Annotated in this window: 18 protein-coding genes; 7 read left to right on the top strand and 11 right to left on the bottom strand. The window is 40.3% G+C overall.

Features of this window, described 5'->3' with window-relative positions; all coding sequences use genetic code 11:
• Positions 1 to 182 precede the first annotated feature (182 nt).
• Positions 183 to 2,948 (bottom strand): bifunctional aconitate hydratase 2/2-methylisocitrate dehydratase, encoded by a 2,766-nt coding sequence (locus tag ACFE6N_RS16365; RefSeq protein ID WP_378938190.1) that lies wholly within the window; start codon positions 2,946 to 2,948, stop codon positions 183 to 185.
• A gap of 360 nt (positions 2,949 to 3,308) precedes the next feature.
• A complete protein-coding gene (locus tag ACFE6N_RS16360; protein WP_378938188.1) occupies positions 3,309 to 3,977 on the bottom strand; it encodes a polysaccharide deacetylase family protein in 669 nt (222 codons plus the stop codon).
• Positions 3,978 to 4,058: 81 nt separating this feature from the next.
• On the opposite strand from ACFE6N_RS16360, the gene ACFE6N_RS16355 reads away from it, so the two are divergent.
• The 4 genes from ACFE6N_RS16355 to ACFE6N_RS16340 all read left to right on the top strand — a co-directional run bounded on the left by ACFE6N_RS16355 (position 4,059) and on the right by ACFE6N_RS16340 (position 10,127).
• Complete coding sequence (locus ACFE6N_RS16355) at positions 4,059 to 5,411, top strand: TolC family protein (protein WP_378938186.1); 1,353 nt, start codon at positions 4,059 to 4,061, stop codon at positions 5,409 to 5,411.
• A 139-nt stretch (positions 5,412 to 5,550) separates the two neighbouring features.
• Positions 5,551 to 6,888 carry an efflux RND transporter periplasmic adaptor subunit gene (locus tag ACFE6N_RS16350; protein WP_378938184.1) on the top strand — a complete coding sequence of 446 codons (1,338 nt, stop codon included), beginning with the start codon at positions 5,551 to 5,553 and terminating at the stop codon, positions 6,886 to 6,888.
• A gap of 215 nt (positions 6,889 to 7,103) precedes the next feature.
• Entirely contained in the window at positions 7,104 to 8,102 is a 999-nt protein-coding gene (locus ACFE6N_RS16345; RefSeq protein ID WP_166672333.1) for an NAD(P)H-dependent glycerol-3-phosphate dehydrogenase, read from the top strand.
• Positions 8,103 to 9,785: 1,683 nt separating this feature from the next.
• Positions 9,786 to 10,127 carry a hypothetical protein gene (locus tag ACFE6N_RS16340; RefSeq protein WP_378938182.1) on the top strand — a complete coding sequence of 114 codons (342 nt, stop codon included), beginning with the start codon at positions 9,786 to 9,788 and terminating at the stop codon, positions 10,125 to 10,127.
• Positions 10,128 to 10,293: 166 nt separating this feature from the next.
• Here the strand turns inward: ACFE6N_RS16340 and rimO are convergent, their stop codons facing one another.
• The 6 genes from rimO to rpmB form a co-directional block, all read right to left on the bottom strand.
• A complete protein-coding gene (gene rimO / locus ACFE6N_RS16335; protein WP_378938180.1) occupies positions 10,294 to 11,622 on the bottom strand; it encodes a 30S ribosomal protein S12 methylthiotransferase RimO in 1,329 nt (442 codons plus the stop codon).
• A 66-nt stretch (positions 11,623 to 11,688) separates the two neighbouring features.
• Entirely contained in the window at positions 11,689 to 12,063 is a 375-nt protein-coding gene (locus ACFE6N_RS16330) for a GxxExxY protein (RefSeq protein WP_134204166.1), read from the bottom strand.
• 76 nt (positions 12,064 to 12,139) lie between these two features.
• Complete coding sequence (ftsY, locus tag ACFE6N_RS16325) at positions 12,140 to 13,102, bottom strand: signal recognition particle-docking protein FtsY (protein WP_378938177.1); 963 nt, start codon at positions 13,100 to 13,102, stop codon at positions 12,140 to 12,142.
• Positions 13,103 to 13,184: 82 nt separating this feature from the next.
• Positions 13,185 to 13,340: a DUF4295 domain-containing protein gene (locus ACFE6N_RS16320; RefSeq protein WP_010599808.1), complete on the bottom strand. Its 156-nt coding sequence runs from the start codon at positions 13,338 to 13,340 to the stop codon at positions 13,185 to 13,187.
• Positions 13,341 to 13,423: 83 nt separating this feature from the next.
• Positions 13,424 to 13,606: a 50S ribosomal protein L33 gene (gene rpmG / locus ACFE6N_RS16315; RefSeq protein ID WP_010599807.1), complete on the bottom strand. Its 183-nt coding sequence runs from the start codon at positions 13,604 to 13,606 to the stop codon at positions 13,424 to 13,426.
• Positions 13,607 to 13,650: 44 nt separating this feature from the next.
• Complete coding sequence (rpmB, locus tag ACFE6N_RS16310) at positions 13,651 to 13,884, bottom strand: 50S ribosomal protein L28 (RefSeq protein ID WP_025145121.1); 234 nt, start codon at positions 13,882 to 13,884, stop codon at positions 13,651 to 13,653.
• A 292-nt stretch (positions 13,885 to 14,176) separates the two neighbouring features.
• Here rpmB and acs point away from each other — a divergent pair, with 292 nt between their 5' ends.
• Positions 14,177 to 16,072 (top strand): acetate--CoA ligase, encoded by a 1,896-nt coding sequence (gene acs, locus ACFE6N_RS16305; RefSeq protein WP_378938174.1) that lies wholly within the window; start codon positions 14,177 to 14,179, stop codon positions 16,070 to 16,072.
• A gap of 65 nt (positions 16,073 to 16,137) precedes the next feature.
• On the opposite strand, the gene ACFE6N_RS16300 is transcribed toward acs, so the two are convergent.
• Together ACFE6N_RS16300 and ACFE6N_RS16295 are read right to left on the bottom strand one after the other, a co-directional pair.
• Positions 16,138 to 17,517 carry a RagB/SusD family nutrient uptake outer membrane protein gene (locus tag ACFE6N_RS16300; RefSeq protein WP_378938171.1) on the bottom strand — a complete coding sequence of 460 codons (1,380 nt, stop codon included), beginning with the start codon at positions 17,515 to 17,517 and terminating at the stop codon, positions 16,138 to 16,140.
• A gap of 15 nt (positions 17,518 to 17,532) precedes the next feature.
• On the bottom strand, positions 17,533 to 20,622 hold the full coding sequence (locus ACFE6N_RS16295; protein ID WP_378938169.1) for a SusC/RagA family TonB-linked outer membrane protein: 3,090 nt from the start codon (positions 20,620 to 20,622) through the stop codon (positions 17,533 to 17,535).
• A 199-nt stretch (positions 20,623 to 20,821) separates the two neighbouring features.
• Here ACFE6N_RS16295 and ACFE6N_RS16290 point away from each other — a divergent pair, with 199 nt between their 5' ends.
• Positions 20,822 to 21,007, top strand: a complete 186-nt coding sequence (locus ACFE6N_RS16290) for a CsbD family protein (RefSeq protein ID WP_090501239.1) — start codon at positions 20,822 to 20,824, stop codon at positions 21,005 to 21,007.
• Between the two features lie 68 nt (positions 21,008 to 21,075).
• Entirely contained in the window at positions 21,076 to 22,125 is a 1,050-nt protein-coding gene (locus ACFE6N_RS16285) for a glycoside hydrolase family 130 protein (protein ID WP_378938166.1), read from the top strand.
• 370 nt (positions 22,126 to 22,495) lie between these two features.
• Here the strand turns inward: ACFE6N_RS16285 and ACFE6N_RS16280 are convergent, their stop codons facing one another.
• The gene (locus ACFE6N_RS16280; protein ID WP_378938164.1) at positions 22,496 to 23,650 is read right to left on the bottom strand and encodes a hypothetical protein; all 1,155 of its coding nucleotides are present in this window, start codon (positions 23,648 to 23,650) and stop codon (positions 22,496 to 22,498) included.
• Positions 23,651 to 24,092: the final 442 nt, after the last annotated feature.

The following is a 24,092-nucleotide window of genomic DNA, read 5'->3' as shown; positions in this document are numbered from 1 at the left end:
TATAATTATTATCAATAAGGTACTCTCTAAAGTAAACAATTTTAAACAGATTTATTTTCGAGATTTGTCATAATATCTTATTTAAAACCATTCTATGCAATTATTTATGCAAAGTAAAAGGCTATCAGATTTTCTCCGATAGCCTTTTCTAAAAGTTAACAAATAATATGCTTTTTTGTTTCTTATTGTTTTGTAGAAATAGGGGTAAACTTGGTTAAGTTAATGCCATCTACTGCTAATTTATATTCTTCGATGCTTGGAATGCGGCCCAGGATAGCTGAAAGCACCACAACAGGGGTAGAAGCCAGTAATGATTCCCCTTTTTTGCCGTCTCTGTCTTCTACCACACGTCCCTGGAATAAACGGGTAGAAGTAGCCATCACAGTATCACCTTTAGCAGCTTTTTCCTGGTTACCCATACAAAGATTACAACCAGGGCGCTCCAGGTACATGATGTTTTCGTATTCGGTACGCGCTACACTTTTAGGCAAGGCATCGCTAAACTCAAATCCTGAGTATTTCTGTAAGTATTCCCAGTCGCCTTCTGCTTTCAGTTCATCAATAATATTGTAAGTAGGAGCAGCCACTACCAGTGGTGCTTTAAACTCTACCTTACCGGTTTGGTTCTCTACATTTTTCAATAATTGTGAAACGATTTTCAAATCGTCTTTATGTACCATGCAAGAACCTACGAAACCAAGGTCTACTTTTTTATCACCACCGTAGAAAGTTAAATCTCTGATGGTATCATGCGTATAACGTTTAGAAACATCGGCATTGTTCACATCAGGGTCGGCAATCATAGGTTCGTTGATTAAATCCAGGTCGATTACTACCTCTGCATAATATTTGGCATTTGTATCAGGCATTAAAGCTGGTTTAATACCGGTTTTAATTTCTTCGATGCGTTTGTTTGCTTTGTTAATCAGTCCCTGAAGCACCTGGTTATGGTTGTCCATACCTTTGTCAATCATGATCTGGATACGGTTTTTCGCAATTTCCAGCGATTGGATTAAAGTATCATCCTGCGAAATACAGATCGAAGCTTTTGCTTTCATTTCGGCAGTCCAGTCGGTAAAAGTAAAGGCCTGATCGGCCAGTAAAGTTCCGATGTGTACCTCGATGATCCTGCCCTGGAATACGTTTTCGCCATCAAACTGTTGCAGCATCTGCAGTTGTGTAGCATGTACCACATCACGGAAATCCATGTGTGCTTTCATCTCGCCCTTAAAAGTTACTTTTACTGATTCCGGAATCGGCATAGAGGCTTCGCCGGTAGCTAATGCCAACGCCACTGTACCAGAATCGGCGCCGAAAGCCACACCTTTTGACATACGGGTGTGTGAATCGCCACCAATGATGATTGCCCATTCATCAATTGTAATATCATTCAATACTTTGTGGATCACATCAGTCATTGAATGATAAGTACCTTTAGGGTCACGCGCCGTAATCACCCCGAAATCATTCATGAATTTCATCAGTTTTGGGATGTTTGCCTGTGCTTTTTTATCCCATACAGATGCCGTGTGGCAACCTGACTGGTAAGCACCGTCAACAATTGGTGAAATTACCGTTGCAGCCATAGCCTCTAATTCCTGAGCCGTCATTAAACCGGTAGTATCCTGCGAGCCTACAATGTTTACTTCTACGCGCACATCAGAACCGGCATGTAAAACCTTACCTGGTGTTAAACCTACCGCATTTCTGTTAAATATTTTCTCTACAGCAGTTAAACCCTGACCCTCAATAGATACTTCTTTAGCCGGAGCAAATACAACCGGAGCTTCTATCCCTAAAGTTTTGGCCGCAAAGGTTTGGATTTTCTTGCCAAAAACGATGGCGTAAGAGCCACCCGCTTTAATGAATTCCATTTTTTGCGGCGTTAAAGCTTTAGAAATATCAATTAGCTCCTGTTCGCCGTTATATAATTTTTTGGTTCTGGTATTAATGGTAAGCACCGTTCCGGTAGCTACTGAATATACTTCTTCTAAAACCGGTTCATCATTTTCATTGCGCACTACATTTCCATTCTCATCGGTTTTCTTTACCCAGTTTTTCAGGTCGATACCAATACCACCTGTCACATCAACTGTGGTTAAGAAAATAGGCGAAATGCCATTGGTACCACCAACAATTGGTGCAATGTTTACAAATGGCACATAAGGACTTGATCTTTTACCTGTCCAAAGGGCCACATTGTTTACGCCCGACATCCGTGAAGAACCTACGCCCATGGTACCTTTTTCGGCTACCAGCATCACGCTTTTATCGGGATGTTGTGCCTGAAGGTCTTTAATGGCCTGTTGTGCCTCAGGTGTAATCATGCATTTGCCGTGTAATTCACGATCAGAACGCGAGTGCGCCTGGTTACCCGGAGACAATAAATCCGTAGAAATATCGCCAATACCTGCTATAAAGGTTACTACTTTAATTTCTTCAGCAACAGGAGGTAATCCGGTAAAAAATTCGGCTCTGGCATAACTTTCCAGTATTTCTTTGGCTATGGCATTGCCGTTGTGGTAAGCCTCCTTTAAACGATCGGTATCGGCATCGTATAAGAATACCTGTGTCTTAAGCACATCGGCAGCTTTTTTGGCTTTATCACCATTGTCTGCCAAGGCAATATCCAACAAAACTTTAATGGAAGGACCGCCCTTCATGTGAGATAAGAGCTCGAAAGCAAAATCAGGTGTAATCTCTGCAACAACAGTTTCACCTGCAATAATTTCTTTTAAGAACCGGGCTTTAACACCTGCTGCGGCCGTGGTACCCGGCAAGGTATTGTATATGAAAAAATTAACAGCATCTGCCCTGTTAAAATTATTTACATTTTTGATCTGATCGATGATTTCGCTTAATAAATCGGCGCTATCAATAGGTTTAGGATGAAGACCCTGGATTTTACGTTCTTCAATCTCTTTAATATAATCGTTATAAATACTCATCTTAGCTATTTATCCTTTTTCGCGGAGTGTTATATATCAATACAATTCCCAAAGAATACTATTAATTGTGATTAATTTGTGGTTATAGGCCAAAAAAGTGAATTTTTTGGATGGAACAAAAATAATAAAAAGCAATCTTTTTATCGGACATGAGTCGGTGATTACGTAATTTGGAATTGTTCTAAACAACTAGGTTGGTTAAATTGTTATAGACAGATCAGGGGAACAGCTTGCTTACTTTAGTTAATCGTTCAATTCCGTACAGTTTTGTCCGTTTTCGAACAGCTTCTCATTGGTAGTCTGACAGAAAGCCCGTTTCAGCTTACTGGAGCTGGTATGCCTGACTTGGCACAACAATCGCTAAAGCGTAGCGAAAGTGAAACCCTTTTCGGTAAAATAGGCTAAAACCCTGGGCAATGCATATTCCAAACGATCAAATGCTTTTAAGCTATCATGAAAAACGATGATAGAACCGTTTTCGGTATGTTTGATCACATTCTGGTAGCATTTTTCAGGCGAGAGATTAATGTCGAAATCGCCGCTGAGTACATCCCACATGACGATGTCGAGTTTGGAGTTATGAGTTGTGAGTTGTGGGTTGTTTGGCGCATTAGACTCCGAACTCCAAGCTCCAAGCTCTAAACTACGAATCTGGCTTTTTTTGATTCTCCCGTAAGGTGGGCGGAAAAGGTTGGATTGTGTGAGTTCCTGGCACTTAAGCGTGTTTTTCAGATAGGTTTCATCATCGGTTTTCCATCCTTTTAAATGATTGAAAGTGTGGTTGCCAATGGCATGTCCATCGGTTTTTACACGTTCAAAAACACCGGGATGTTTAATAATATTATCGCCGATGCAAAAAAAGGTAGCTTTAGCATTAAAGACTTTCAGAGTTTTTAATACAAAATCTGTAACATTGGGTATAGGTCCATCGTCAAAGGTCAGATAAATAACTTTTTCGGTGCGGGATTTATTCCATAACAGCGATGGATAATACCATTTTAGCAGAAGCGGTGATTTGATCAGGTACATTTAACTTCAAAGTTAGTAAATGCCTGAACAGATTGAAATGATTAAAAGTTGTTTATATTAGAATCGAAACAAATTATGAAGATGTTTACCAATAAAAAGTTAATTACCGGATCTGCTTTTGTATTATTATTGAACTTTGCTGTTGATGTAAATGCCCAGCAGGTTATCACCATTCAACAAGCGGTTGAAAACACGTTAAATAATAACTTAACGATTAAACAGGCTCAATTTAGTGCAGCATTGGCAAATGAGGATTTAACACAATCTAAATATGCGCTTTATCCTAACCTAAATGCTTCTGTAGGTCCAACGTTGACGTTTGGTCGCGGTTTGGATCAAACAACCTTTCAGGTAACCAATCAAACCTCGTTATTTACCAGTGCAAACCTCGGTACAAATGTTGATGTATTTAGAGGCTTTGCTAAAGTTAATCAGATTCGGCAGAATAAAACACTCTTTGAAGTTGGCAAAAGTAATGTTGAAAAAATAAAAAATGACTTAGTTCTAAATGTTGTTACGGCATATTTACAGGTTTTATACAATACCGATTTAGAAAGGGCATCCAGAGAACAGCTGGATATTGCTAATAAAACTTTAGCAAGGGAGAATGCCTTATTAGATGCAGGAAATAAGACCCTGGCGGATGTATCTCAGGCGAAATCGCAAGTGGCTACGGCTGAATTGAATTTAACCAATGCACAAAATGCGCTTTCCATTTCATACTTAACTTTAGGACAGCTCATGGAAATGCAGCCTAATCAAAAGTTCGTTGTTCAAGCGCCGCTGATTGATAATGTTAAAACAGCGCCCACAAACCAAAGTGCAGAGGAAATTTATAACAATGCGTTAAACATCTTTCCTGATATCAAACTGGCCAGTTTGCGTTCATTGGCTGCAAAGCAAGCTATAGCTGTTGCAAAAGGATCGTATTACCCATCCTTAAGTCTGGGAGCTGGATTAAATACTTCTTATTCTTATCAATTCAACTACAGTGGCCAATTTCCGCAATCCTCATTTGCTGATCAAATCAATCAACGTTTAGGTCAAAGTATTGGAATGACCTTGCAGATCCCTATTTTTAATGGTTTTACTGCCAGGTCAAATGTGCGGAGAGCGAAAATTAATTATAATAATGTTTTAACCCAGGAGCAATTGGCCAAAAATAATTTGAATAAAGTTATTTTTCAGGCGACAACTGATTTAAGGGCTGCCGAAAGTCGCTACAGTTCAACGCAGAATGCGTTTAATGCCCAAAAGGATGCTTTTTACGTTGTGGAACAACGTTATAATGTTGGCCTTGTTAATTCACTTGATTATAGTACAGCGCAAACCAATAGAAATAAAGCAGAGATTGACTTTATCCAGGCTAAATACGATTTACTGTTCCGTGCCAAGGTGATTGATTATTATTTAGGCAAACAGATTGTTTTTTAAGGTTAAAGCTAAAAGACTAAAGACCAAAGGTTAAAGCTAAAACGTAAAATACTAAAGCTTGAAAGCCAATTGAATTTAACCTTAAAACTTTTAGCCTTTAAACATTACACAATTAAATAAACGAAATACAATACAAATTATGAAACTGAAGCACATTATTATTACCGTAGTTGCTATCGTAGCCCTTCTGGTTGTGTTAAAACTGACCGGCGTAATCGGTGGAAACAAAACCGAAAAGGTAACTACAGAAAAAGCATCAGATAAAACTGTTGTGGAAACAGTTACGGCAAGCGGAAAAATCCAGCCGGAAACCGAAGTTAAATTAAGTTCGGAGGTATCTGGAGAGGTGGTAGAATTAAAGGTAAAAGAAGGTGATGTTGTTAAAGCAGGCCAATTACTTTGTAAAGTGCGTCCGGATGTACTGCAATCGGGTTATGAAAGAACGGTGGCAACTTTTAACGCACAAAAAGCCAGTGTAGCTGCAGCACAACAGCAACTTGCCCAAAACCAAGCCAATTTTATCAATGCAGAAGCTACCTACAAACGTAATGTTGAACTTTTTAATAAAAAAGTAATTTCAGCTTCAGAGTTCGATGCAGCCAAAGCAGCATTTTTAACCGCAAAGGCAAATTTAGCCAGTGCCAAAGAAAATGTAACCGGTGCCAAATTTACTTTGGAGCAAACGGGTGCAAATGTTAAAGAAGCAGGTGCAAACTTAGCCAAAACCACTATTTATGCACCGGTTGATGGGGTAGTTTCTAAACTATCAATTGAGCTGGGCGACCGTATTTTGGGAACTTCGCAAATGGCGGGTACCGAAATTATGCGTATTTCTAACCTCTCATCAATGGAGGTGAATGTTGATGTAAACGAGAACGACATTACCCGTGTTAAAATTGGTGATAAAGCTTCGATCGAAGTGGATGCCTTTTCTGATAAAAAGTTCAGAGGTGTGGTTACCGAAATTGCAAGTTCGTCAACAGCTGTTGGAACTACAACATCTACTTCTGTTGATCAGGTGACCAACTTCTCGGTAAAAATCCGCATCAGCGAAGAAATGGAGGGTAAACAACAGTCTATTTTCCGCCCAGGCATGTCGGCAACGGTTGATATTGAAAGTGAGTCGTTAACCGGACTGGCCATTCCAATTCAGGCGGTTTTCACTGATAATGCGAAATCGGGCGACAACAATAATCAGGGCAACCAGGAAAATACCGATAAGCAGAAATCGAAACTGACCGACAAAAAGGTAAAGCAATATGTTTATACTTACGATGCCAAGAGTAAAAAAGTTAAAAAAACAGAGGTTACTACCGGTATCCAGAACGATCAGTTTATCATTGTAAAATCGGGTATCAAAGCCGGTGAGGAAATTGTAACCGGTCCGTATTCGGCTATTCAGAACAAATTGAAAGATGGAATGGTGGTAGAAAAAACTGCTAAAGACCAATTGTTCAGCAAAGACGTTAAGAAGTAGCCTTTTAAGGTATAATGCTAAAAGTGTGAGGTGTAAGGTTTTGCCTGTCCGCCTTACACTTTTCTCGTAAATGTCTGTAAGAAATAGTAACTTGCCGTCTTTAAGGTGTATTCCTAAGGTTAGGGTGTAAGGTTTAGGGTTTAAGGCATTCGCTTTAAACCTTAAGTTTTACACCCTTTGCCTTACATCTTTTACCTAAAACCTTTTCTATAATCATGGTACCTAAAATAGCAATGATAGGGGGCGGGAGCTGGGCTACTGCTATCGTTAAAATGCTTGCAGATAATTTGTCTGAAAAAGAGATTTTTTGGTGGATGCGTAATGAAACAGCCATTGAGCACATTAAAAAATTTAAACACAATCCGCATTACCTCAGTTCTGTTGAGTTAAAGCTCAATCATGACCATATCTCTTCTGATATACGATCGATTATAGAATCGGCCGATTTTGTGATTTTAAATGTACCCGCTGCATTTTTAAAAGAAACCCTTTCTACCATCACACCAGATGATTTAAAAGGCAAAAAAATAGTCTCAGCCATTAAGGGGATCGTGCCGGAAGATAACCTGATTATCGGTGAATTTTTGCACGAGAAATACAACATCCCATACCATGATATTTTGGTGGTAAGCGGTCCCTGCCATGCCGAAGAGGTAGCCTTTGAAAAACTATCTTACCTTACCATAGCTTGTACCGATGTAGAAAAAGCAGCCGCATTTGCCGCTCTTTTAAGTACACGCTATATCAAAACCAACGTTTCTGACGATATTTTCGGTACCGAATACGCTGCGGTTTTAAAAAATATTTACGCGGTAGCCAGTGGTATTTGCCATGGCTTAGGTTATGGCGATAACTTTCAGGCCGTGCTGATTAGTAATGCCATAAGCGAAATGAAACGTTTTGTAGATGTGGTTCACCCAATAGACCGCGACATTAAAGAATCAGCCTATCTGGGCGATTTGCTGGTTACGGCTTATTCGCAGTTTAGCCGCAACCGAACCTTTGGTAATATGGTGGGCAAGGGCTACACGGTAAAATCGGCTCAGCTGGAAATGAATATGGTTGCCGAAGGTTATTATGCTGCTAAATGTATGCACATCAAAAACCAGGAGTATCATGTAGATATGCCAATTTGTAAGGCCGTTCATAACATTATTTACGAGAAACGGTCCCCACAGATTGAAATGAAGTTATTAGCCGAGAAATTGAGTTAAATAGAATAAAGATTAGCTTTACTTTCTAGATTCAAGTAGCCGGGCAATAGTTTTAATGCCGATCGTTGCATTGCGCTTCAACGAAAGAATAAAAGTTATTTGTAAATCAGGGTTCGTTGCCTTTCGGTTAGTGCAGTCCTTCTTTCCGCTATTATCTTTTTGTGAGGGTTAGTAGGAACATTTTAATTGGTGCGCCAAAAAGGATAGCCGCTTCAATAAGGTTTATTGAAGGGGAGACAGAATAAAAAATCAAGAAGTATTTTGCCTGATATTGAAAGTTTTAAACTTTGTTATTTCCAACAACTGAGTTTTTAGCCCCGGGCGCAGCGGCATCCCTGAAGCGCAGCGGAGGGATATAGCGGAGAACGGGAACAAACTTTAATCATTGCTGCAGCCCCTGCGCTCCAAAAAAAATATTTTTAACCAGAGTTCGATAAATCTACATTTTGGCAGTTAAAATCACCTTATTTAAAGTAGCCGTCACCCTGAATTTATTTCAGGGTCTTTATTATTAGAGAAATGCTGAAAAATCAGGGTTTTTGTAAATCAGGGCTTGCTACTTTTCGGTTACAGCAGTCCTTCTTTCCGCTATTATCTTTTTGTGAAAGTGTAGTAAACAAATGACTGTTTCTTCACCAAAAAGGATAGCCGCTTCAATAAGGTTTATTGAACGAGAGACAGAATAAGAAATCAAGAAGTATTTTACACGATATTGAAAGCTTATACTTTGTTCTTCGCATCAACTGAGTTTTTAGCCCCGGGCGCAGCGGCATCCCCGGAGCGTAGCAAGGGATACAGCAAACCGCGGGAACAGACATTAACCGTTGCTACAGCCCTTGCGCTCCAGAAAAGGATAAAAATCATTTGTAAAGCAAGTTTCTTTGCCTTTAGGTTAGTGCAGTCCTTCTTTCCGCTATAATCTTTTTGTGAGGGTTAGTATGCAAATTTTTGTTTCTGCACCAAAAAGGATAGCCGCTTCAATAAGGTTTATTGAAGGGGAGACAGAATAAGAAATCAAGAAGTATTTTGCCCGATATTGAAAGTTTATATTTGTTCTTTGCAACAACTTTGTTTTTAACCCCGGGCGCAGCGGCATCCCCGAAGCGCAGCGAGGGATATAGCGAAGCACGGGAACAGATATTAATAGTTTCTACAGCCCTTGCGCTTCAAAGAAAGAATAAATATTATTTGTAAATCAGGGTTCGTTGCCTTTCGGTTAGTGCAGTCCTTCTTTTCGCTATTATCTTTTTGTGAGGGTTAGTAGGAACATTTTAATTGGTGCGCCAAAAAGGATAGCCGCTTCAATAAGGTTTATTGAACGGGAGACAGAATAAAAAATCAAGAAGTATTTTACCCGATATTAAAAGTTTATACAATGTTCTTTGCAGCAACTGAGTTTTTAGCCCCGGGCGCAGCGGCATCCCCGAAGCGCAGCGAGGGATACAGCGAAGCACGGGAACAGACATTAATAGTTGCTACAGCCTTTGCGCTCCGAAAAAGAATAAATATTATTTGTAAATCAGGGCTTGCTGCTTTTAAGCGGAGATCGCCCTTTCCTATCCTGTACACTTGATTTTACATGCTCAGAAAATAATATTTAAAACTTTATCTCTACTCATGTAACAGAAATAAAACAAATGTTACCATCAACTGTTATCAGTTTAAATAAAAAATATAGCTGTCATGAAAAAGAAATTAGTAATGGGTTTATTAACAATGGCCTTATTTGGCGGTGTAACCCTTAGCGTAAACGCACAAGAGAAAAAAACTGAGGTAGGTAAAGCATTAGACAAAACCGGGAAAGCCATTGGTAAAGGTGCCAAATCAGTAGGAAATAAAACGGCTGAAGTAGCGGTAAAAGGTAGTTCGAAGGTAGCGGATAAAACCTGGAAAGGTAAAATGGCACCAGATGGTTCTGATGTTTATATCAATGGAAAGAACGAGAAATACTATGTAAACGCTACAGGCGCTAAAATCTGGTTAAAACCTAGTCAGATTAAAAACAGGCCAGCTTCTAAAAATTAGTTAGTCATCACTCCCTAAATAGGGGATGGTCATCTGTCTACAAGAACTGTTCAAATGTTTTAGGAGGCATTCAAACTGGTTTAACGTGACATGTGCGACTAAATAAGCTTTAAAAACAAAAAGTCGCAAAAGCTTGCTTTTGCGACTTTTTGTTGACTATATTTTTTTAAACGATGGTTCCGTATAAATCGAAATCTTCCGCTCTGTCAACTTTCACATTAACAAAGCTTCCGTTAGCGGCGTAACCTGTTGCCGCATCGATCAACACTTCATTATCCACCTCTGGCGAGTCAAATTCGGTTCTGCCTACAAAGAAATCACCTTCTTTTTTATCAATCAGCACTTTAAAGGTTTTACCTACTTTTTCCTGGTTAATATCAAATGATATGCCCTGCTGGATTTCCATGATATCGTCTACCCTTTGTTGTTTTACTTCCTCAGGGATGTCGTCAACCAATGTGTGTGCATGTGTTTTTTCTTCATGCGAGTAAGTAAAGCAGCCTAAACGATCAAATTTGGTTTCGGCAACCCATGCTGCCATTTCTTCGAAATCGCGTTCTGTTTCGCCAGGGTAACCACATATTAAAGTGGTACGCATGGCAATATTCGGTACTTTATCCCTGATCTGGTTAACCAGGTCAATGGTTTTTTGCTTAGTGGTGCCGCGGCGCATTGATTTTAACATGTTATCGGTAATATGCTGTAAGGGCATATCCAGATATTTACAGATATTGTCGCGCTCATTCATGGCATCCAAAATTTCCATCGGGAAGCCAGAAGGGTAGGCGTATTGCAGGCGGATCCATTCGATACCTGGTACATCTGACAGGCGACGCATGAGCTCATCCAGCTTGCGCACGCCATACAGGTCTAAGCCATAGTAGGTAAGATCCTGCGCAATTAAAATTAATTCCTTAGTGCCGTTTTTAGCCAGTATTTTAGCCTCGTTAACCAATTCTTCCATCGGTTTACTCATGTGTTTGCCACGCATTAGCGGTATGGCGCAGAACGAGCATGGACGGTTACATCCCTCGGCAATTTTGAAGTAGGCAAAGTGTGATGGAGTGGTGAGCAAACGTTCGCCAATCAGTTCATGTTTGTAATTCGCGCCCAGCTCGTGCAAAATATTTTGTAAATCGTTGGTGCCAAAAAAGGCATCCACGTTGGTAATTTCCGATTCCAGTTCGGGTTTATAACGCTCAGAAAGGCAGCCCGTAACTACCACTTTGCCAATTTTGCCGGCTTCTTTAAGTTCGCTAAACTGCAGAATGGTATCAATTGATTCTTGTTTGGCATTATCGATAAAACCGCAGGTATTAATCACTACGATATCATCTTTACCCATTTTGCCTGATTCGTGGGCAACGTTGAGGTTGTTGCCGCGCAACTGTCCCATCAATACTTCCGAATCGTATATGTTTTTAGAACAGCCTAAGGTAATCACATTGATTTTAGGTTGTTTGATTGTTGTTTTTTTTATTGTTTTGGTATTCATGTTATGTGTAATAGCACCGATATAAAATGATTACACCGATCAGGTGAAATACCGATGATATATTATTTAAACGGACAGTCTTTTTACTTCGCAGCTTGTGTTGCCAAAGTTAATCAATAATCCTGTTTTAATTTTGCTGGCTTTTAAGTATGATATAAGTTGACTTTGAAATAACTTAGGTTGGTACCCCGTAACGGATTTCAATTCTACAATTACCTTATTTTCAACAAAAAGATCGCATCTGAATTTCCCAATAATAATATCTTCAAATATTACATTAAATTCCTTTTCTGCAATGTAATTTAAACCTTTTTGCTGGAGTTTAATTTTTAATGCATTCACATATATTTTTTCCAAAAAACCTGGTCCCAACTGATTATGAACTTCATAACAGCAGCCGATGATCTTTTGTGTTAGCGTATCTTTTTCATATTTGATCATTATTAAATCTATATAAAATCGATGAAATCTACTAATCCGTGTGATCCCCTAAATCAGTGGAATCATACACGAGGTGCTACTTAAACAAACTATTCACAAACTCTTTCTTGTCAAAAAGCTGTAAATCGCCTATTTTCTCTCCTACACCGATATATTTAACCGGAATTTTAAACTGATCAGAAATCCCGATCACCACACCGCCTTTTGCTGTTCCATCTAATTTGGTAATGGCCAATGCATTTACATCGGTAGCTTCGGTAAACTGCTTGCACTGTTCAAAGGCATTCTGGCCGGTAGAGGCATCTAATACCAATAAAATTTCGTGCGGAGCACCTGGTACTACCTTTTGCATCACCTGTTTAATTTTGCCAAGCTCGTTCATCAAACCAATTTTGTTGTGCAAACGTCCGGCGGTATCGATAATCACTACATCTTCGCCATTGGCCACGGCCGATTGCAGGGTATCAAAAGCAACCGAAGCAGGGTCAGAGCCCATGGCTTGTGCCACCACCCTTACGCCAACACGTTCGCCCCAAAGTTTAATCTGGTCAACGGCTGCAGCCCTAAAGGTATCGGCTGCGCCTAAAACAACTTTTAAACCCGATTCTTTAAGTTTATGTGCCAGTTTACCAATGGTGGTGGTTTTGCCCACGCCATTTACGCCAACCACCATAATTACATAGGGTTTATGATCGCCATATTCGAACTGACGGAAATCATTGCTGTTGTTTTCGGATAGCAGTAATTGAATTTCATCACGAAGGATAAAATTAAGCTCAGCGGTATTCAGGTATTTATCTTTGGCTACACGCTCTTCAATGCGTTTGATGATTTTTAAGGTGGTACTTACACCCACATCAGAAGTAACCAAAACCTCTTCCAGGTTATCAAGAACTTCATCATCAACAGTCGATTTACCGGCTACAGCTTTGGTAATTTTATTAAAGAAACCGTCTTTGGTTTTCTCTAAACCTTTATCCAGCGCTTCCTGAGCTTCAGGCGCAGTTTCTTTCTTTTTGAAAAAATCGAATAAACCCATATCTAAATTTGATATAACAAAAAAAGCCCTTCCGGTTAAAAACGGAACGGCCTGTAATATTTTATATTAAAAAATATTAACCTTATTTAGATGCGATAGCATCTTTTACGTGGTCGTTATGTACGATAAGTTCTTTGAATGAGTAAGCACCCGTTTTTGGTGATTTTACCATTGTAATTACTTTCGAATATTCTTTACCTGTACCTGTTTTAAGGGTTGCAACTACTTTCTTTGCCATGTTCTTATAATTTTAAATGATTGAATGATAGAAGGATTGAATGAGTGGTTAAACCCTCAAGCCTAAGCCTTTTACCTTCAGCCTTATTTAATCTCTTTATGTACGGTTACTTTTCTCAATACTGGATTGAATTTTTTCAATTCTAATCTTTCAGTAGTATTTTTACGGTTTTTGGTAGAAATATATCTAGACATACCCGGCATGCCACTTTCTTTGTGTTCAGTACATTCTAAAATAACTTGAACTCTGTTACCTTTTTTTGCCATTTTAATATAAATTGAAAACTGTTAATCTCAACAGTTAATGTTTTTTACAAAAATCCTTTTTTTACGAAACGGTTAATTGCTTCGCTGATGCCCACTTTATTGATGGTTTTAATCGCCGAAGTAGAAACTTTCAACGTAATCCAACGGTTTTCTTCAGGAATATAAAATTTCTGAAGTTGTAGGTTTGGGTAAAATTTGCGTTTGGTTTTAACGTTCGAGTGAGAAACGTTGTTACCTACCATTGCTTTTTTTCCTGTTAAATCACAAACTCTTGACATGACTTGTAAATATAGTTGTTAATATCGTCCGCTTAATTTTTTTAAGAGTTTGCAAATATCTGAATAATAATTGTAAACAGCAATAGCCTAGCTAATTATTTTTTATAATTAATATTTACAGCTGGTAAAGGTTCATGCCTTGTTCGTTATTCCGGATATTTAAATTCTCAGCTTTTAAAATAAACAGTCTGCTTAACATTTGATCTCCATTTTGATACGATAAGACTATTTTTCATTGGCATTATTTAGTTAAATTAGCTGCCACTAAATCCAAAAATATAAAAAACTAGCGATGCAAATTACCTCTTTTAAGCAATACGAAGAAGATTATAAGAAAAGCGTAGAAAACCCTGAGCAGTTTTGGGGCGAAGTGGCGCAAAACTTCCAATGGCGCAAACCCTGGTTTAAGGTATTATCCTGGAACTTTAACGAACCCGATATCAAATGGTTTGAAGGGGCAAAGCTTAACATCACCGAAAATTGTTTGGACCGGCACCTTGCTGCCAATGGCGATAAACCAGCCATTGTTTGGGAACCGAACAACCCGGAAGAAGAAAGTGTTACCTATACCTATAAAATGTTGCATGAGCGTGTTTGCCGTTTTGCCAATGTGTTAAAACGCAATGGCGCCAAAAAAGGCGATCGTATCTGCATTTATATGCCCATGGTACCCGAGCTGGTTATTGCTGTTTTGGCCTGCGCGCGCATCGGTGCGGTACACTCGGTTATTTTTGGCGGCTTCTCTGCCAAATCCATTGCCGACAGGATTAACGACTCGCAATGCAAAGTGGTGATTACCGCTGATGGTTCTTACCGTGGCAACAAACAGATTCCTTTAAAAGATGTAATTGACGATGCATTGATCGGCTGTCCAACTGTAGAGAAATGTATTGTGTTAACCCATGTGCGTACGCCTGTTTCAATGTTGAAAGGACGTGATGTATGGTGGGAAGATGAAGTGAAGCACGTAAACGATATCTGCGAAGCAGAGGAAATGGATGCTGAAGACATGCTCTTCATTTTGTATACTTCGGGTTCTACAGGCAAACCCAAAGGTGTGGTACATACCTGTGGCGGTTACATGGTTTATGCGGGCTATACCTTTGCCAATGTATTTAATTATCAGCCCGGCGAAGTTTATTTCTGTACGGCGGATATCGGCTGGATTACCGGACACTCCTACATTGTTTACGGACCGCTTTCGCAGGGTGCCACTTCGGTGCTTTTCGAGGGTATCCCCACTTACCCTACACCATCACGTTTCTGGGATATTGTAGAAAAATACAAAGTAAATACTTTATACACGGCACCTACGGCTATCCGTTCTTTAATGAGTTATGGCGATGATCCGCTTAATGGCAAAGATTTAAGCTCTATCCGTGTTTTAGGCTCGGTAGGAGAGCCGATTAACGAAGAAGCCTGGCATTGGTTCGATGAGAAGATCGGACATGGCAAAGCGCCTATTGTGGATACCTGGTGGCAAACCGAAACCGGCGGAATCATGATTTCACCTATAGCAACCGTAACTCCAACCAAACCTAGTTTTGCTACCTTGCCCTTACCCGGTATCCAGCCCATTTTAGTAGATGAAAACGGCAATGAAATTGAAGGAAACGGGGTGATGGGAAATCTTTGCATTAAATTCCCGTGGCCAGGTATGTTGCGTACCACTTATGGCGACCACGAGCGTTGCAAGCAGACTTATTTCTCTACTTACGAGAATTTATATTTTACCGGCGACGGCTGTTTAAGGGATGAGGATGGTTATTACCGGATTACCGGCCGCGTTGATGATGTGTTAAATGTTTCGGGGCATAGAATTGGTACCGCAGAGGTAGAAAATGCCATTAATATGCACGCCGGTGTGGTAGAAAGCGCAGTAGTGGGTTATCCGCATGATGTAAAGGGGCAGGGCATTTATGCTTTTGTTATTTATCCTGATATGCATGGCGAAGCAGAATTATCCAAAAAAGATATTTTACAGACGGTTACCCGTGTAATTGGTGCTATCGCCAAGCCTGATAAAATATTATTTGTGTCTGGTTTACCCAAAACACGTTCGGGCAAAATTATGCGTAGGATTTTACGCAAAATTGCCGAAGGCGATACCGGTAATTTAGGCGATACCTCTACCTTGCTTGATCCGGGTGTGGTAGAAGAAATTATTGAAGCTGCGAAGAAACTTTAAATTTAATTGTAAGATAAAGAAATGCCCCCGAAATTTTCGAGGGCATTTTTGTTGTAGTCCTATTTCTAGTAACCTGGATTTTGAACAAGGTTTTTGTTGGCATCAATCTCCCGTTGTGGAATTGGGAAAACCAGGTTTGTCGAATTCCATGGTAAATTACCAATATTGGTCTGTGTTCTTTTTGCATCATGTAGCGAAAATCCTTCAAATGCAAATTCAAGTTTTCTTTCATTGATAATATCTGTAAGTGTAGCAGTAGTTGTTGTTAAGCCTGCCCTACTTCTAACGGTTGCCAAATCCTGGAGTGGTGTTACCCCGCCAATTGGAGCTGCTGGTGCCAAACGTACATTACTCTCTGCCCTGATCAAATACATTTCAGCAAGTCTGATTACCGGTACATTTCCATATTGATTGCCGTATTTAGCGGTAAATAAGTCATCATCATCATAAAAAGCATTAATCCTGTCGTCATCTGCAGAATAAGTTTCATCAATCCAATCTTTTGATATCACCGCATCTCCACGTCCCCCGAAGGTTGACGAGCCGTAAAATTCATTAAAGCCATTAAATCCTGTTAACGTAGTCACCTGCATGGCAAAAATATCTTCTGTAGTGTTTTCACCCGGTTTTGCTGGTTTTCCACTTTCAGGCATTTTAGGGAATGCATCTAAAAAAGAATTGGTTAAACGGTAGTTTCCAGACGTAATTACCCGGTTTGCAGCAGCGCCAGCAGCACTATAGTTACCCATTTGCAGGTATAATCTGGCTAACATGGCGGCAGCAGCAGATTTGGTTGCGAAAAAGCCGTTTGTAGCTGGCAGTTTAGCTTCTGCATCAGTTAAATCAGTTATGGCCTGATTGTAAACTGCTGCTACAGATGCCCTGGTTACATAGCTTGATTCACTTACCGTGCTAGTAGGCGTTAACACAATAGGCACTCCAGGGTTTGCGCTTGGCGAGCCATCGTTATAAGCTTTGCCAAACAACCTTACCAGTTCGAAATATGCTGCTCCCCTAATAAATTTGGCTTCTCCCTCAACCCGATTTTTTTTTGCGGCATCAACCTTATCAATTGCAGCAATCACATTATTGGCATCGTTAATGGCTGTATAGCCTGATGCCCAAACGTTATCAACAAAGGTATTTGTTTTTAAAAGCGACTTGTTAATGGCCTGGGTCAACTCCTCGTACGTACCAAACCATTCTATAGCATTGGTATTGGCCAGAAAATCTGCCATTAAAAATGGCCGTCCACCAACGAAATTACGGTTGCCCAGGTCAGCATATGCGCCTACCAAGGCGCCCTCTACATCTTTTGAGGTAAGCAATGCATTTTTTTGCTCAATGGTATCAACAGGGTTTATCTCCAATGCTTTTTTGCACGATGATAGTATCGTCAGCAATACAAAAGCAAACAGGATACGATTTATATATGTCTTTTTCATTTTGATAGTTTTTAATTACAGGCCGATGTTTATGCCAAATGAAATTACGCGTGGCTGAGGTGCAGAATAAAAATCAACGCCCTGATTAATGTTGGTTGATTGGTAATCGGCATTTACCTCCGGATCCCAGCCTTTATAACCTGTAATGGTGGCTAAATTTTGAGCTGTGGCGTATAATCTTAATTTACTCAGTTTAATTTTGGTCAAAACAGAAGCTGGGAAGGTATAACCAAGCGTTAATGTTTTTAAACGGAGATATGAGCCATCTGATATATACCTGGTAGAGTTGCCCACACCGTTTCCTGCAAACAGGCGGGGTTCTGGAACTACTGTAATATCACCGGGTTTATCCCAATATGCCATTTGGTCAGCTGTTTGGTTGTCATAACCATTTGATGCATTGGCACTCATATACTGCCCCCCTGCATTAAAAATTTTATTGCCTTTTACACCCTGAAAAAATATGCCCAAATCGAAATTCTTATAAGAGAAATTATTGTTTATCCCGAAAGTATATTTAGGATTTGGGTTACCCGCAAATATTCTTTGCGCTTTATTAATATCAGTTGTGGTAGAACGGTCTAAATTGCCCGAATCGTCAATAGTGTTTTTATAATACAAAGCATCACCATTGGCCGGATTTACCCCGGCATATTCAGGAAGATAAAATACACCTATCGGCTGGCCTGAAATAGCCGCATTTATTTCGTTGCTGTTTAAAACCTGTCCGCCCAAGTTGGTAATCTTATTGTTGTTAATTGCACCGGTTATTGCGGTTGACCATTTAAAGGCACCTACAAAATTTTCTGTATTAATACCCAGTTCAAACCCCGTGTTTTTTAACGATCCCAGGTTTTGTGTTTTGGTAGAAAACCCTGTAGTTTGCGGAATTGGCACATCTAACAGCAGGTCTGTTGTATTTTTTTGATAGAAATCAAAAACGCCTGTAATCCTGTTCTTTAAAATACCAAAGTCGAAACCAATATCAAGCTGTTTGGTTTTTTCCCAGGTTAAATCAGGGTTCGCAATTCTTGATGGGCTTTGGCCAGGTAAGCCACCATAGGCACCTGTACCGCTATATAAGCCCCGTGCAGAATAATTTCCAATTTCAGCATTTCCGGTTAAACCATAACTTGCCCTCAACTTTAACAAACTGATGGTTTCGCTCTGTTTTAAGAAATCTTCTTCAGAGGCAATCCAGGCCAATGACCCTGCCGGAAAATAACCATACCTGTTATTCGCCCCGAAACGCGAAGAACCGTCTGCCCTTACACTAAAACCAACTAAGTACCGGTCGTTATATTTGTAATTGGCCCTGAAAAAATAAGATAAAAAGCTAAAGGCACTTTCGTTACTGGTGGCAATTACTTTCGTTGCTGCAGACCCCAGTTTAATGTAAGAATCACTCGGGAAATCCTGTCCCTCTAAAGTACTATATTTGGTGGTCGATTTTTGATAACTGGTACCCAGAACAAAATCAAAGGCACTTTTGCCAGCTGTTGTATTATAGCTGAAAAAATTATTGGTATTGGTGTTGATTACAAAGGTAGATATATTCTGCCCGTCGCCATTTGCTGTACCCGTATTCCTAAAAGTTAACGAACCGTAATAACTTTCTTCATTTTGATTCAAATTATCTATAGAAAAGTCGGTGCTGAATTTTAATCCCTTTGCAAGGTTAATATTGGCGAAGGCTTTACCTATCGTTCTGTACACTGTTGCCTTGTAAAATGCATTATCTACACTGATGAATGGATTATAGTATACAGGGTAGTTTGATGCTGCACCAGGCAAAGTTCCGCTGATCAAACCCGACCTTGGATCGATAAAAGGCGTAATGGGCGATAGTGCCACCGATTGTAAAGGACTCGAAAAGGCATTGTCGTTTGATAACCTGTTGTTAATGCTGTTTGAAAAATTGAGGTTAATGCCCACTTCCAAAAAATCAGTCACTTTATTGGTCAGGTTTAGCCGGCCACTATAGCGTTTATAACTGTTCCCGATTACAATTCCCTGCTGATCCAATGCCTGGCCACCCATATAAAATTTAGTCTTTTCATTTCCGCCGGTTAAGTTCAGGTCGTATTGTTGTGTAACCGGGTTATCCTGGAACGAGGCCGCCTCCCAATTAGAATTTACCTTATAAGTTTGATAATCATTATTGCCGGCCGAATATCTGTTCAAACGGGCTTCAACACTAGCGCTATAATCATCAAGGGCTTCCTGTAAAGTTGCATAATCGCCATTCAGAAAGTCTTGGTTAGCCGCACCTTGCCCTGCTCTCCTTAATATTTTAACATACTGTTCGGCATTTAAAAACTCACGGTGGTTTGAAGGGCTACTTATACCGCCCAAAGCATTAAATTGAATCAGCGTTTTCCCCGCTTTTCCTTGCTTGGTTGTAATGAGTACAACGCCATTTGATGCTCTTGCGCCATAAATTGCAGATGCCGAGGCATCTTTCAACACTTCGATAGATTCAATATCGTTTGTGTTCAGATCGGCAAGGGCACTTGTTGGCGCGGTAGTGCTTGAGAAGTCGCCAGAAGTGATCGGTATGCCGTCTACAATGTAAAGCGGTTCGCTACCCGCTGTTACAGATGCCGCTCCCCTTACCCTTACCGTAATGCCCTGGCCCAGTTTTCCGTTCTGTGCGGCTATCTGTACACCTGCTGCTTTACCCTGTAGGGCTTGTTCAAAACTGGTTACCGGTAAGTTTTCCAGGTCTTTAGCTTTAACCGAAGCTACCGATCCCGTTACATCCCGTTTGTTCTGCGTACCGTAACCCACCACAACCACATCTGATAGGGTATTGTTCTCTTCTTCAAGGTTTACATTGAGGATTGAACCCGTAATGGGCACTTCTTTGATTTTGTAGCCGATAAAACTAAAAACAAGCGTTTTAGCATCGTTTGCAACGGTTAATTTAAAGGCCCCGGTGGCATCACTCTGTGTGCCGTTGGCTGGCGAGCCTTTTACAAATACGCTAACACCCGGAACTGGTCCCGAGGCCGACGTTACCTTCCCGGTAATGACTTTGCCCTGCGCGAAAGCAAACGAAATTAATCCAAGAGATAAAATCATACTAAACAGTAATTTTTTCATCAAATTGTTGGTTTTAGTTAGTAATGTTGGTAATGGACAGAAATAATACCCTTAATATAATTAAAAACATACATAAAACCTTGGCGAATAAGATAAAATAGATCAATCATTTGTATAGTGCAGTAAAAAACCAAACAAAGCGGAGGTAGAATTGTTAATTAATGTATCAAAACAGAATATTCACCAAAAAAATAAAGGCATGGATAAGTTAGAATTAAAAGGAAAGTGGAACGAAATAAAAGGAAAAGTTAAACAAGCTTATGCTGATTTAACAGACGATGATTTAAAACATGAAGAGGGGCAGGATGATGAGTTATTAGGCAGGCTCCAGCAAAAAACAGGTAAAGGAAGAGATGAACTGGTAAAATGGATCAACTCTTTATAATCTCGAATCAATAGCAAAAACAGGCGATCAATTTTTTGGTCGCCTGTATTTTTTTAAAATCTTTTTTTATGGCCGATATCGCTCAACGGTTTACACAAAATCCCATACTTACCCCTCAAAATTTACCACCCAGCAGGGCAGGGCTGGAAATTGCCTGTTTACTCAATCCTGGTGTTTTCACTTTTGCGGGGAAAATATGGTTACTCATCCGGGTAGCCGAAAGGCCGGAACAAAGTCAGGGTATCATTTCTTTCCCGATTTTAACTCAAGGTGGCATTGAAATTCTGGCCGTTGAAGAAAACGATCCCCAACTAAATGCCACCGACCCCAGGATAATTAATTATAAAGGCGCCGATTATTTAACTACCCTATCACATTTAAGGCTGGTGTGCAGTGATGATGGTATTCATTTTTATGAACCCGAAGGTTACCCGCTGTTACAGGGCGAAGGCAAAGATGAGACCTTTGGTATTGAAGATTGCCGTGTAACCTTAATCGGACACACCTATTATTTAACCTACACAGCCGTTTCGGCCCATGGCGTGGGTGTAGGGCTGCGAACCACAACAGACTGGAAAAAATTCGAATACCATGGTATGATCATCCCTCCGCACAATAAGGATTGTGCCCTGTTTGAAGAACGGATTAATGGTAAATTTTATGCGCTGCACCGCCCCAGCAGCGTAGCGTTGGGTGGCAATTATATCTGGCTGGCCGAATCGCCCGATGGCATCCATTGGGGCAAACACCAGTGTATTATTAAAACCAGGGCCAACCTTTGGGATAGTGCCCGCGTAGGTGCCGGGGCCGCACCCATCAAAACCGCAGCCGGCTGGCTCGAAATTTACCATGGTGCCAATGAGAAACACCAGTATGCTTTAGGTGCTTTTTTAATGGATTTAAATGATCCTGCTAAAGTACTGGCCAGAACCGAAAGCCCGATTATGATCCCAAAGGAAGATTATGAATTGCATGGTTTTTTTGGCGAGGTGGTATTTACCAATGGCCACCTGATTAATGGCGATGAACTGACCATTTATTATGGTGCGGCCGATGAGTTTGTGTGTGGGGCTAAGTTTTCGGTGGAGGAGATTTTGAGTAAGTTGACCTATTTTTAGTGCTGGTATACTGTTCCCGCTAAATCTTAAGTTAGCCTGCTCTTTGGAAGGCTTAACCACAGCTTACACGCTTTTGTTCGTGTTGTATAATTGTTCAATTTAATACTGTCTGATGGTGACGGCTCAGCTAAAACGATGTCATACTCTATTATGGGTTATACCATGGAGCAATATATCAACAGTTCTTCAGGCTCAGGAATTGGCGTTATCCACTGGTTCGTAAGTTGACTCCAGCCAAAACCCATTCGAAAGGTGTTTAAGTTATAAAAAGCTCGGGTAAAGACTTATTTGAGATTTACAGTTGATTGCAGGCATTTATCAATCCACAGAAAAATCCTCCAATCCCTATTGTTGGCACAGCGTAGATAAGTTATTGTTGAGGTTTGATGATATAAAGTTCATCCCAATTACCGGAATAAAGCGCAAAACCATGTTCCGAACGGTAAAAAGCGGGCTCGTAAATCCGGGCCGCCCCGCCCGGTTCCGTCAAGGTATACAAACGCGTTTTAAACCTGTCATATTTTTCTTTCTCCACCACCAGCTGATCTACCTTGAAAGAAAAATTCCTGCCGGCAATATCAGTTGAAAAAAATCCTTTGCCACGCCAGTTCGTAGCTGAAGATGGTAGCGTTCCTCCTCCAATTACGTGTTTATATTCCATTTTTTCTTCGGGATAGAAATGTATCAGCCTCACGTCTTCAGGTATCACCGGATCGGGTGTTCCCGTATGAAATACATCTGAACGATAACGATAGCCCGAATCCTCATCAGCAACCTGCGTATAACCTGGCATCTTTTCCCAAAGCATATACCATTGCTGCTGTTCGTAAAACGCCATCCATCTAAAGTCTTTTCCATGATTCCTGAAAGCACTGAAGAAGTAATAATTACCACTTTTTTTAACCGCCCTGATTTTTTGATCAATCTTATCTTTTGGCCAGCTAAAGTCGGCGTTTAAGCTAACAAAATGATGCCGGGTCGTATCCCCATCCAGCGGCCAGGTGGTGTAATAGGCTTTTTGGTCGTTACTGAAAACCATAAAACGGTCTATAAATTTTGGCCAGTAACCTTCATATCTGATATAAATAGAATCTACCAGCTTTCCTTGCTGATCCAGTTTATAATAGCGGTAATCATGTTTGGTTTCTTCGTCTACCTCAGGATCCGCATCAATAATCAGTTGCTGATTTACAGTCGGGAATACACGTATGGGCTCAGGTGATGAGGCACTGCGCATCGCTACGGTACAAAGTCTTTCGATTTTGAACAGGTTTGACCGGTAGTGTTCGTTAATCTCCTGAAAATCCAGGTACGCCTGATCCAATGGCACCTTATTGCGTTCCAGCACACCAGCATTTTTCCATCTGATCAGGTAAAATACGGCTACTACAATCACCAGTCCTATCACTATCCACATCCAGTTTTTCATGATTTTAATTAACAGTTTTTTCCAGAAAACCGCCGGAGCTGGCATCTGATGCTGCAAATTATCATTTTTTTGGTTTAAGGAACAATAAAGGAACATTTTCCTGATTATTTTAGCACCAAAAGATGAACTGGGAAATATTTTATCATCTTCATCTTCGGTCAACAAATCGCTGCTAAGACCAGCATGTTAGTAGCCTGGCAAACTTATCATGCTGTGGCCAAACCTCCCGGCTGGAATAGCAATGGCCAGGTTGGAACTATATTGATGATATTGACTGCAAAACCAATAGTACTGAATTTACTTTTTTAACATCATCTTAACGCTTATACTGTTGGTTTTACGCCCGATGTTCGATTGCTCTTCGGTAACAAAAAACCTCAACCTGGTTTATCTAAAGCAGATCCATCGCACGTTGTAATGCTGCATAGGCTGCAAAGCGCGGGGTGGCAAAGCGCGGAAGGCCCGAAGAAACATTCACAATGCCGCGCCAAACGGATTGATTTTTTGTAAAAGCTTTTGCGTTAGGAAAAATGGCCGT

The sequence above is a fragment of the Pedobacter sp. BG31 genome (assembly GCF_042464845.1).
In the GTDB taxonomy this organism is placed as follows: Bacteria; Bacteroidota; Bacteroidia; order Sphingobacteriales; family Sphingobacteriaceae; genus Pedobacter; species Pedobacter suwonensis.
Note: the sequence above shows the minus strand (reverse complement) of the source record. Positions and strands in the feature narration are given on the sequence as shown.